6 protein-coding genes are annotated in these 13,091 nt (G+C 48.4%); all 6 read left to right on the top strand.

Annotation, left to right across the window (positions count from 1 at the left end):
- Positions 1-789: 789 nt before the first annotated feature.
- The 6 genes from B0H94_RS14850 (at position 790) to B0H94_RS14815 (ending at position 12,731) form a co-directional block, all read left to right on the top strand.
- The gene (locus tag B0H94_RS14850; protein ID WP_106590042.1) at positions 790-1,524 is read left to right on the top strand and encodes a copper amine oxidase N-terminal domain-containing protein; all 735 of its coding nucleotides are present in this window, start codon (positions 790-792) and stop codon (positions 1,522-1,524) included.
- Between the two features lie 54 nt (positions 1,525-1,578).
- Positions 1,579-3,141, top strand: coding sequence for a WD40 repeat domain-containing protein (locus tag B0H94_RS14845; protein WP_106590041.1), 1,563 nt, complete (start codon positions 1,579-1,581; stop codon positions 3,139-3,141).
- Between the two features lie 611 nt (positions 3,142-3,752).
- Positions 3,753-6,050 carry a S8 family peptidase gene (locus B0H94_RS14835; protein WP_106590039.1) on the top strand — a complete coding sequence of 766 codons (2,298 nt, stop codon included), beginning with the start codon at positions 3,753-3,755 and terminating at the stop codon, positions 6,048-6,050.
- 1,094 nt (positions 6,051-7,144) lie between these two features.
- A complete protein-coding gene (locus B0H94_RS14825; protein ID WP_106590037.1) occupies positions 7,145-8,704 on the top strand; it encodes an S-layer homology domain-containing protein in 1,560 nt (519 codons plus the stop codon).
- A 21-nt stretch (positions 8,705-8,725) separates the two neighbouring features.
- The gene (locus B0H94_RS14820; RefSeq protein ID WP_106590036.1) at positions 8,726-8,986 is read left to right on the top strand and encodes a hypothetical protein; all 261 of its coding nucleotides are present in this window, start codon (positions 8,726-8,728) and stop codon (positions 8,984-8,986) included.
- A gap of 19 nt (positions 8,987-9,005) precedes the next feature.
- Complete coding sequence (locus tag B0H94_RS14815; protein WP_106590035.1) at positions 9,006-12,731, top strand: hemoblobin-interacting domain-containing protein; 3,726 nt, start codon at positions 9,006-9,008, stop codon at positions 12,729-12,731.
- The last annotated feature ends 360 nt before the right edge of the window (positions 12,732-13,091 follow it).

The following is a 13,091-nucleotide window of genomic DNA, read 5'->3' as shown; positions in this document are numbered from 1 at the left end:
CTTAGCTTTGGCCATAAGGTTCACGCCCTTTATCATTGTTGTCTTTCATGTAACCATGTGCCAATGTGCCGTGTCCACTATTTATACTAACTTCAGCGCACCCCCGAAAATGAAGCGGCATCGAGCAAAAGTGGAGCGCGCACTTCCCTAAGTGGATCAAAGCCGGCCCACAGCCGGCTTTGCCCAACTCAAATTTGAAGGAAAGAAACCGGCTGCCGCCGGTTTCTTCAACTTTACCGCCGCCCGTGCGTGTGGAGCGCGCTCTCCTGAAAATGGAGCGGCCACGTGCAAGAGTGGAGCAAATCCAAACGCGGTGGAACGCGCTTCCCCAAAAATGAAGCGGCATCGAGCAAAAGTGGAGCGCGCACTTCCCTAAGTGGATCAAAGCCGGCCCCGAGCCGGCTTTGCCCAACTCAAAGTTGAAGGAAAGAAATCGGCCGCCGCCGGTTTCTTCAACTTTACCGCCGCCCGCGCAGCGTGGAGCGCGCACCCCTGAAACTGGAGCGGCCACGTGGAAAAGTGGAGCAAATCCAAACGCGATGGAGCGCGCTTCCCCGAAAATGAAGCGGCCTCGGACACCCGACCAACCCCGATCAAGCAGGAGAAAAAGCCGGCCCCGCGCCGGCTTTTTTCACTTCTGGACTGCACTATTTTTCAATAGATATTTCTGGAACTAATAAAGAAAGATATCTTCTCAAATAGACTTTTTGATTATTTATATGTATAATAAAAACCAAATGATAGGCTTTTGAACTATTTTATTGGACAAAAATAGAAAGGGTGTTACATATGAAAGTTATATCTTCATTTGCAATGTTGCTATTTGCGTCGTTACTTATCCTCTCACCTAAAGCTGAAGCGTCTAGCATAGATGTATATGTGGATGGTGATCGGCTTGAATTCACAAATTCGGCTCATATTACAGAAGGTCGTACTATGGTAGAACTACGTCCTATATTTGAATCGCTTGGGGTTATGGTAGATTGGGAGCAATCAACACAAACGATCACAACGGCTGGTGATACTAAAATGGAAATGCAAATCAACAGCCAAATGGCAACTGTGAACGGAAGCATGCACCAATTGGATGTACCCCCAACCATTTATGAAGGGCGCACTGTGGTACCGCTTCGTTTTGTTGTAGAGGCCGCAGGAGTATCTGTTCAATGGGATCAAGTGAATCAGCGCGTTATAATTGGTGAAGAGCATGGTATCGAAACTTCGCTATGGGAAGGGTATTATACAATTGATGACCATCCAGATCTTCGGGGGGGGTTGGTAATCACAGATGAAAACGACAAGTATTTCTCCTTTGAAGCAGATGTAGCTTATACACATGTTGGACAGATTGAGGGGGTAGCCGAAAAGCAGGGTCCTCATACTGCTTCACTCGTATATGATCCTTATGGATGTGAAATGACACTTACACGCGATAATGGGCGGGTTACATTGTCAGAAGACAACTTAGAATGTTCCTATTATAGTGGAGTGGCTATCGACCTTAATCGTAGTTATGTTAAATAATCTTATATCTCTAGTAACAAGTTACAAAAAATAAGCTTATAAGGGTGATTCTAATTGAATAATCTCCATAGTAAATTTTTTTTGTTATTCATAATTAGCGTACTATTTTCTGGGGAATTTTATGCTTCAGCGGATGCTAAAGTTCCTCAAGCAACGAAGTTATTTGATATAGAGAACATGGGGGAGATCAAAGATGTGGAAATTTCCAAATCAGGGTCGACTATCTATACGGGAGATGAATTGGGGAACATTAGAAAATGGGATAGTCAAAGCGGAGGAGAATTAGGTTCGATTTCGGCTCCGGCTTTTGGTAATCAAAGTCTTATTTCAATAAGTGTAAGTGATGATGAAGAGTGGATAGCTCTAACCCTTGAAGAAACAGTAGGTTACAGCACTTATATTTGGAATGCTTCTGAAGAAGCTTTTTGGGAAGATAGTTTGGGGGAGTATAGTGAAGTTGAATTTACTGAGGAAGGTTATTTAATTGCTTCGGAAGGCAAAGTAATTGAAGTGTTTGATTTGGATCAGGGTAACATTATAACAGAAATGAGGTTTGCAGAAGATATAAAGTCTTTTAGTTATCTTGAAAAAAGCAATGAAGTTGCTGTAGTTCATGAAACTATTGGATTTACAGTAAGAGACTTAACTAGTGGAGCTGTGGTTGAGCAGCAAACACCGGAAGATTTAGGTTGGGAAACAGTTGGTGGAGCAGTGTATAGTGGAGATGAGGACTACCTAATACTTTCTTCACCTGGTCAAAGACCGAAGTTTTTAGATGTTGCTAATGATTACTCATTAGATTTGGATATGACAGGCGCTAGTTATCCGACAACCGGTTCACGAATCTATACTTATGGCAAGAACTATGTTATATATGAACCGTATGGAGAAGAAGGTTATCATATGTACAATATGTACACTCAAGAGCCAGTCTTGCAAATTAATGCAGGTTATCAGCTTCTAAATTTTAAAGCCGGTGAGGATATAGTAGCAGGATCTTTAGGTAATAGCACTTATGTTTATGGTATGGAGAATCACAATCCTATAGTAGATATAGAAATCGAATCTTGGCCTAAGTTGGAGGTTTCTAGTGATTACACCCCGAACATAAAAGTAATTTATCAAAATGGGGACTCTGAATATATCAATAGTAAAGATTTAGTTTGGGATGTTGTGAATGGAAGTATCTTATCAGAAGAAAGCGGGGATTTTTTTGCTAAGGAACCAGGTGAAACAAAAGTAAAAGCGTCACTTGGAGATATAGAGTCAACAAAAACGGTTCAAATCCATGCTGATCAGCCAGATCTAGACAATTTTGAGCCGCTAGCTGCAAAAGAAGGTGTGAGCCCAGGTAAATCTTGGACTGTAAAATTTAATGAGGAAGTTAGTTACGATACAATAAAAGAAGAAAATGTATTTGTAACGAATGAGTTGGGAGAAGTGCAACCTCAGCTTTACATTATTGATCGTACAAATGGTGGTTCTGCTGAACTTAAATTACTTCCGGTTTCGAAATATACTACCGAAGAGACTTATACACTTTGGGTCAAAAATGTTCACTCCATTAAGGGCGATAAGCTAAGTGAAAATGTAAGGATGGACTTTGAAATTAAGTAAAGCCAACAACTAGACCCTCCTGTACAGTATCACAGCGCGAAAGCGGCGTCAGGCACCCCATCAAACCTAATCAAGTAGGAGAAAAAGCCGGCCGAGTGCCGGCTTTTTCTATTTCTGGACTGCCCGCCCGTGCGTGTGGAACGCGTTCCCCCGAAAATGGAGCCGCCACGTGTAAGAGTGGAGCAAATCCAAACGCGGTGGAGCGCGCACCCCCGAAAATGGAGCGGCCACGTGCAAAAGTGGAGCAAATCCAAACGCGGTGGAACGCGCTTCCCCAAAAATGGAGCGGCATCGAGCAAAAGTGGAGCGCGCACTTCCCTAAGTGGATCAAAGCCGGCCTGCAGCCGGCTTTGCCCAACTCAAATTTGGAGGAAAGAAACCGGCCGCCGCCGGTTTCTTCAACTTTACCGCCGCCCGCCCGTCTATGGAGCGCGCTTGCCTGAAAATGGAGCGGCATCGAGCAAAAATGAAGCGGCCTCCAGCAGAACTGGAGCACCCCTCCCCGAAAATGCATCGCGCCACCGTCGAGAATTTTCCAAATCTACGTTATAATGAAACTACTTACTTAAAAGAGGCTCACTTGAGCGCTTAGCATAGAGAGGAGTTCATCCATGCTTCAACCAAGCAGACCCGCCGCCCGCCGCCTGCCCCTCACCGCTGCCACCGCCCTCACCGCCGCCCTCGCCTTCGCGAGCGCGGCCCCGGCCGCCGGCGCTGCCGACAGCGGCCTCATCCTCTTCGAGGACGAGGCCGCTGTCGATGCTCCCGCCTTAACCGAAGCCGGCGCACAAAATGTACATAGTTACAGCCACATCCCGGCCGTCCGCGCCGAACTCGACGCAGATGCCCGTGCCGCCGCCAAAGACCTTGACGGCGTCACCGACATCACCGCCGATGGTGCCATCGAACTCCCGCCGGCCGAAGCCGCCGAAGCGGAAGAAGCACCGCTTGCCGCCGCTTCGGCCACCGGTCTCACCCCGTACGTCGACTGGGGCGTTGACCGGATCGGCGCCCGCAACGCGTGGGTGAACGGCTACACAGGGGACGGCGTCAAAGTTGCCGTCCTCGACAGCGGGATCTACGAGGGACATAGCGACCTCGAAGTAGCCGGCGCCAAATCGTTTCACCCGGATGTTGAAGACGCGGGGGATGCTTACGGCCACGGCACGCATGTCGCCGGCACGATCAGCGCCGCTCATAACGACAGCGGGATGTACGGCATCGCACCAGACGTTGAACTTTACAGCGCCCGCATCCTCGACGAACAAGGCAAAGGCTACCAATCCGCCGCCATTGAAGCGATTGAGTGGGCGATTGACGAGAATATCGATATTATTAACTTAAGCATCGGCGCCGGCACCGAACCTTCCGTCATGGACGACGTCGTGCAGGCAGCTGAAGAAGCAGGTGTGCTCATCGTCGGCGCCGTCGGGAATAACAGCACAAACGGGGTGGAGTACCCGGCCAAATTTGACGAAGTGATCGGCGTCGGCGCCACGAACGACGATGACGAGCGCGCCTCATTTTCCGCAAGCGGACCGGAACTTGAACTCACCGCACCCGGCGTCAACATCAAGAGCACATCCAATGACGGCACACGTTTGGTGAAGAACGGCACAAGCATGGCCGTTCCACACGTCACCGGTCACCTGGCCCTGCTGCACGAAGCCCGGCCTGAAGACACAGCAGCCGACATTCGCGAGCACATCCGCACCGAAACGAACAGCACCGAACACACAGAAACATACGGCTACGGCCTCATCCAAATGCCCGAAAACTTCGGCAGCAGCGACAACGACACGACCGACCCTGACATCCAGCCGCCGCTCAACTTCGACGTCAAAGAAATCGATTTCGGCCAGGCAGAACTCACCTGGGACGCACCAGTTGGCCTCACACCTGATTACTACGAGCTCACCCGAAACGGCACCGAGCTCGGCCCGATCACCGGCAGCGCCACCAGTTACGCCGACGACCCAGGCCCCGGCACACACACGTACAAACTCACCGCCATCGCAGAAGACGGTGCCGCCTCAAGCACCATCGAGCAAACCTTAAACATTGCTGAAACAGGCGGGGAGCAGGAGATTAGCGGGCTGCAAATCGAACGCACAGAAGATCACAATGTCGTGACGCTTACGTGGAACGAAGTGGACGACGCCACATTCGATGAGCTGTTGATCCGGCGCGACTTCGAAGACGTTGGCCGCGTTGAACCTGGCGAGGCCGCGTTCACGGATGAACCCGGCCCGGGATCGCACGGCTACGAAGTCATTCCAATCCGTGACGGCGAAGAGCTCGCCGGCGTAGAAGAAATGATTTCGATTGAAGAGCCAGGCGAGCTGCCAGGCCACGGCCAGCCGATGAACGAGCTGTTTGATGATATTACAGGGAGCGAATGGCACTTTGATTACCTCGTGCGCATGTTTAACGACGGTGTGATGGAAGGGCATAACGATATGATGCGTCCGGATGACCCGGTGACGCGCGCTGAAGCGGCGGCGATGCTGCAGCGCACCGCCCGCTTTAGCGCTGAAGGAGAAAGTGAGGACTTTTACGATGTGCCGGCGGAACACTTCGCTGCCGAGGCGATCGCTACATTAACAGACCGCGGGCTGCTCAGCGGCTACCCGGACGGCGGTTTTCAACCGGATGAAGAGATCACCCGCGGCGAAACTGCCGCCGTACTCGAGCGCAGCTTCGTGTATCCATCACCGGATGAAGCGATGCCATTTGACGACGTTTCTGAAAGCTACTTCGGCTACGGCGCGATCCACCGCGTCGCCGGCGCCGGTATCATAAGCGGCTACCCGGACGGAAGCTTCCAAGAAGATAACCCGGTCACCCGGGCCGAACTCGCTGCCTTTCTCACCCGCACCTTAAACAAAGACATCCCGCCCGTCAGCTGACGCGGCGGGTTTTTTTGGTGCCTGACCCCCGGCCCGGTGATGCGTTACCGTGCAAAAGCGGATGCTCCTGCACTAGCGCGTAGCGCGGTGGAGCGCGCTCCCCGGAAAGTGGGCCTCGCTCCAGCAAAAATGGAGCAAATCTAAGCGCGGTGGAGCTCGGATCCCCGGAAATGGAGCGGCCCAGCGCGAAAGTGGAGCTCCCACACCTCAAAGTGGAAAAAAGCCGGCCGCCGCCGGCTTTTCACATTCTCCCAATCCTCATAAGGAAGGAAACCGGCGCCGGCCGGTTTCCACACACCCACCGGTGGACCTCGCTCTCCGAAAAATGGGCTCGCTCCCGCCAAAATGGAGCAAATCCAAGCGCGGTGGAGCGCGTATCTCCGGAAATGGAGCGGCCCAGCGTAAAAGTGGAGCTCCCACATCTCAAAGTGGAAAAAAGTCGGCCGCCGCCGGCTTTTCACATCCTCCCAACCCTGATAAGGAAGGAAACCGGCGCCCGGCCGGTTTCCACACACCCATCGGTGGAGCGCGCTCCCCGGAAAGTGGACCTCGCTCCCGCAAAAATGGAGCGCGCACCTCCAGCATTGGCTCGAGTCGCAAGTCCCAAGACCCAGCTGTAACATTGTAAACGAAATTTTAAGATCTAATGACAAATGTAACAAACCTCCCTTGCGTCTAGGCGTAAATCCTAACAAAAAGGGGTGTTTCTGTTCTCAAACGTAATAATTCTATGAAAATCGCTCCAATTCCGCAGAAAATTTGCTAAAAATGTTGAAAACAACACACAATGTTGTAAAATAAGGATTAACGCAGATTTCCTGCATCATCCATATTCTATGAATCTCTTCTAACTACTTAACATTAATTGGAACACTCATCCCTCATTTGGTTGACATTCAAAATCAAGGAATCTATACTGAACGTTGTGGATTCATAGAACGGTAGATGCCGGTAGCCCAACGCCCAAGCGCGTTTCCAGCTGCCTAAGTACCGTTGTGATATGCAGTGAAATCACCTGCAATAAGCAGTCTGCTACATATTTCGCCCTTTGGCGTTTTGCGCAGTCTGCTTACTATAAAAGGAGGAATTAATTCATGGCAAGCGAAACAAAGTCTTACCGTAAGTTTCTCGCAACATCGGTAACAGCTGCGGCTGTAACGGCAGTTGCTGCTTCTTCGGTAACTGCTGAAGAAGAACAAACAATTAATGCAACAAGCTTTACAGACGTTGAATCCGACATGTACTACACAGAAGCGGTGAACGTGCTGGACGAAGCAGGCATCATTAGAGGTTACACAGAAGAAACTTTCGGTGTTGGTGACGAGCTTTCTCGTGCGCAGGCCGCAACGTTCATCTCCCGTTTCCTTCAATGGGACACAGACAATGTACAGGATCCAGGCTTCCCTGACGTTGATGCAGATGACGATAGTGCTGACTGGTACTACGAGCACGTGGCAAAAGCTGTAGAAGAAGGCGTCATTCAAGGCCGTGAAGACGGCACATTCGACCCGGAGGCTGAAATCACCCGCGGCGAAACAGCAGCAATGCTTGTACGTGCCCTTGACCTTGATACAAACGTAAATCCAGATCATAACTTCACAGACATCGACAACTACTATGAAGATTACATCGAAGCGCTCTATGCAGCTGACATCACAACAGGGGTTAGCGAAACAGAGTTCGGCACAACGCGTGACGTTCTCCGTCAAGACTTCGCAACGTTCCTACACCGTGCCGGCACTTGGGACAGCCTCGATGCGGACTTCGCAGATGTTAATGTGCAGTACGCAGGCGACGGCGTTGTAGAAGTAACAGGATCTGTAGTTGATACAGTTGAAGACGACGCTGTAGATGTCGCGCTTGACCTTGATGAAGATGATTTCGATGTAGACAACTTCGATACAGCTTCCTTAAGCACGACAGCTGATCTTGATGCAGATGACAGCTTCGATGCAACGCTTGAAGTTGTTGACACAGAAGGCGCTGCAGCCGATCTGACAGAAGGCGACTTTGCTGTTGAACTCACATACGGTTACTTGACGCAAGCTTTTGACGAGGTTGAAGTCGTCGATGAAGACATCAACTTCCAGGACATCGGCGGCGCTGAAGAAAACATCGGTGTGCCAGGTGCTTATAACTTCACTCTTTCTGCTGACGCAGCTGCAGATGCAGGCTTTGCTACAGGCGAAGGTGAAACACTAACACTTTACGTTGATGGCCAAGAGCGCACACTAGAATTTGATGCAGAAGAAAACGAATTCTTCGATACAGGTGCACAAGGCATTGATACAGATGCGATCGCTGAAGCGGTTGTTGCTCAGTATGAGGAAGAAGAAGACGAAGATGAAGACGAAAATGGTGAAGATGGCGACGACAACGGTGAAGAAGACACGGGTGACGAAGCTTTGACCATTGAAGATGTAAACGCTGAAGAAGAAGAAGCGGGTCTTCCTGGTCTTTACAACGTCTATGTATCTTTCGAAGATGCTGAAGCTGCTGGTCTTTCCACTGAAGCGGATGCTGAATTGACACTTCACTACAACGATGGTGAAACGCAGGCATTCGAGTATGATGCAGACAATGAAGCTTTCGTAATTTACGGTGAACTTCCAGAAAGCATCGATAACCTTGAAAACCCAACAGTAGAACAGTAAACGAATCGAGGCATGCAAGCTATGACGCATACCACTTTACGTGATGTCGGCCGTGTAGATACGGTGCTGCCGGGTATGCTCAACATCGTCATCCCGGAGGAAAACTTGAAAGCGGCTGGTTTACATATCAACAGCTCACAAAGCTTGTATGTGAGCCTGCCGCAACGGTCGATCCGCATGCAGCACGAGCCGGCAAAACAACGCTGGACGACGTACAACGTCCAAGAAATTCCAGAACAAGACTTATATCACGCTTACGTGGATATCCGCGAAGCGCAATAAATTTTAGGAGGACTCCTGAATGAGTAAAGTACCACACAAAGTATTGTCGATCTCCGCACTTTCAGCAATGGCAGCAACAGCAGCGGTCGTCGCACCAGCTGCAGCTGGTGCAGAAGAGCAGAACGAAAGCGGCAGCCCAATTCAAGAAGTTGCATTTGATGTTGACGGCGAAACGGTCGTTGTTGACGCACAGCGTTTTGCAGAAGCTTGGGGCAACCAGGATACAGACGCATTGTTTGAATTCTTGACTGGCGACTCTGAAGTACCGGATTACGAAGCAGTAAACGTACAAGGCTCTTATGTAAGCTTTGGTGAGTACGCAGCAGGTCACCGTGACTACGATGGCGACTTCGACCAAATCGTTGAAAACGCTGAAGAGGTTGACACAACTGGTTATGTTCGTGCTGAAGTAAATGAAGAAGGCGAAGTTGAAACTTCCCCGATCGTTGACGTAGAAGTTGTTGAAGTAACGTCCGATAGTGAAACAAGCTTCACAGTATCACTTGAAGAAGCACTTGACGAAGACGTTGACGCTGACGACCTCGATCTTGACATCGAAGTTGTAGACGCTGACGGCGAAGAAATCGACGCTGGCGAGCTTACATTTGAAATCAGTGAAGAGCGTGACAGCGTTGTTGTTACTCACGGCGACTTGACTGACCAAGCAGGTACAATCACGGTTGAAGGTACTGACGCTTCATTTGACAACACTTACGACCTTGACGGCAACATCGAAGAAGCTGAAGAAGCAATCGCTGGTCTTGAAGACGCTGATCTTTCCGACCGCGCTGAAGTACAAGACACTCGCGCATTGATCAACGAGATCCTTGACTTCGACGAAGACGCTGAAATTGAAGGCCTTGCTGACTTTGAAGAGCTTGAAGCTGACCTTGACGAGCAGGTTGAAAACCTCTCCATCAGCAACATCTCGTTGAACAACTCCACTTCTTTCAACATCGAGCTTGATGAAGATGTAACTGGCCTTTCCAGTGAAGACTTCGACATCACGCTTAACATTGAAGATGGTGACGAAGTTGAGCTTGAAGACTTCGACCTAGAAGCACAAGGCGAAGGCGTATTCACAGTAACGCATGACGATCTAGCAGGTGAAGAAGGCGAGATCGAAGTGACTTACGTACCAGCTGACGATGACAGCCAGGTAGAGTTTGACTTTACTGATGATGCAGTGGATGATGCAGTTGATGAAGTGAATGATGCGATTGATGATGATGATGAGGACGCGCTTTTAGAAGCACTGCAGGCGCCACAGCTGGATCTTGCTGATGTGAACGAAGACTTCATCTCCCAGTACTTTGCTGAAATTGATGACAGCTTCACAAACACCGTAGAGCGGATTCAAAGTGCGGTTGACCGCACGAATGAAGAGTTCGCAGAAAGTGTAGAGGAAAGCCTTGAAACGTTGAACACAACAGCGTCTCAAACAGCGTTCCTAGAAGCGCTAACTTCCCTTGAAACAACAATCGCTGCTGACGATGTTGATGAGATTGTTAACGACGACGATGCTGATGTTGACGGCGAATTTGTAGATGGCGTAGATGGCGTTGAACTTACAGACTACTTCGAAGCGATCCAAGATGCACAGCCGGAAACGCTTGCAGAGCTTGAAGAAATCATCGAAGACGTTAACGTAGGCCTTGCGATGGAAGCTTACGACCTCGCAGTTGAAGAGCCGACAGAAGATAACATCGAAGATGCAGAAGAACTTCTTGAAGCATTCGAAGATCTCATCGACGACAGCGACGAGCTGCTTGAAGACCTTGAAGATCTAGAAACGACAGCTGATGTTAACGATGCACTTGACAGCATTGATGATGAGTCCAGCGACGAAGATATTGCCGACGCATTCCGCGATGCAGGCTTTGAAAACGTAACTGAAGACAACGCTGAAGCTTACTTTGAAGCATTTGAAGATCAAGATGCACTCTTCACAAGCTCCGACGAAGTTCAAGACTTCATCGATGAAGTAAACGCTCAAGAAATCGCAGATGACATCGAAGCTGTGGTTGAAGCGATTGAAGACGAAGATGATGAAGGTCTTCGTGAAGCACTGAATGAACTTGATCTTGACACAGACGAGTTCAACGCAGATCTCTTAGCCGATAACGATGCAGGCGAGGCACTTCGCAGTCAGTTGATGACAACATTTGCAGATGTTGAATTCGAGACAGATGCTGAAATTGAGTCTGCATTGACAACAACAACGCAGATTGCAAATGTTGAAAGTGCTAGCGAAAGTGAAATGGACGCTGCACTTCGCGCAATTAACTATGACACTTACGTCGATCTAGGTAGCGATCGCCCTGAAATTGCAGCATTGTTCACAGCAACTTATGGCGACGAAGATTTCGACAGCATCAGCGAAATTGAGGAAGCTATTGATTCCACAATCGAACAGCGCGATGAGCTGCTAAGTGCAGTAAACAGCGAACAGGCAGCAGGCAGCATCTCCGGCCTCCTCTCTGCAATGGAAGATGTAGAAGAAGCATTTGAAGACACTGATTACCTGAACAACCAGCTTCAGTTCTTCGTAGATGCTGATGACGACGACGCTGAAGCAGCCATTAACGAGCTTGACGGTGATTTCAGTTCCTTGAACTCGGTTGAGGTTGATGATGGTCCTGATGCAACTGAAGGTGAAGTAACTTACATTAACTCTGATGGTACAATTGTTGAAATTGACGGTGAGACCTATAATGCAGTTGGTGACGCTCAAACATTGTTTGAGAATGAGGGTGCCGCTCTTGAAGACAACGATGTAGAAGTTCGAGTTAACAGTGAAGGTGAAATTTACCGCATCGACAGCTTGACTTTGAATGGTGATATTGACGGTGGTAACCTTGATAGCCTTCTCTCTAACAGTGCAGCGTCTGGTCTTTCTGTAGATGGTAACGAAAATAGTGTAACCTCTAATAGTGTAACTGTAGGTACTACTGGCGTTTCCTTTGAAGATATTACATTTGATGAGGATGTAACTGTAGATGAAGACACAACCTTCACGGATGTTACGTTTGACACTGACGTTGATGTAGACGGTACCGGAGCTGTTACACTTGTAGGTGACATCGAAGCTGATGCTGATGCGTTCACTGGTGCTCATAGCATTGATACAAGCGATGCTACGCTTGAGAATGAATTAACTGAAACTACTGAGGGTGCTGTAGATGTATCGATTGATGACGATTCAATTGATAGTGACATCACATTCGATGTAACTGATGGTACAGAAGACTGGGCTGATGCCGTAACAGCAGTTTCACTCGATGATGACAATGGAAATGATATTGAACTCTCTATTGAAGAAGATGCACTCACAGTAACTGAAAACATAATCACTATTGCAGAAGGTGTTATCGAAGAAGCTGGTGATTACGACATTGAAGTAGATGTAACTAACTATGTTGATGTTACAGAAGATAATCAGACTGTCATTGGTACATTGGATGCTGAGCAGTCTGATTGGACAGAGAATGTAACGGATGATGAAGTAGATGTAACTGCTCGCGATGTTAATGGTAACCCAGTTACTGGACTTTCTACTGATAGCGATGACTGGACTGTTAATGAAGACGATGGGTCTGATATCGATGTTAATAATGTAAATGAAGATGCCACTAATAACAACGAATATACTCTAGACGTTGATGACATTGATTCTGATGATGTAGATGAAGTTATCTATACTGCTGGTGAAGAAGATGTAACTATTACTGAGGATCAAGAATAATACCGAACCTACCTCCTTGGTACGCCAAAGTGCTAAAGGGTTAGGTGAAGAAGGAAAGCCTCGCGGCAAAATGCTGCGGGGCTTATCTTTTGTACGAACGGAAATACCCATTAATCAAAGTTTTAGAGAACGTAAGATCGCTAGAAAAAACAAAAATACAATGTGCTTCAATGATTACTTTATATTGATAAAACCGGGAGGTTCCGCCACATAGGACCTCTCGGTTTTTTTCGTTTGTTATTGAACTTGATTCAATAGAATTCAGCTGTAACCGGAAGGTTTATTACAAAGAATGCTAGTCCATACTGGTAAGGCAGAAGAACAGATGGTTTTGAGAAAATGAACCTGAAGAAAGGAGTG

Source organism: Salsuginibacillus halophilus, assembly GCF_003014715.1.
Taxonomy (GTDB): Bacteria; Bacillota; Bacilli; order Bacillales; family Marinococcaceae; genus Salsuginibacillus; species Salsuginibacillus halophilus.
The sequence above is the reverse complement of the archived record's forward strand: the minus strand, read 5'-3'. Positions and strand labels throughout refer to the sequence as shown.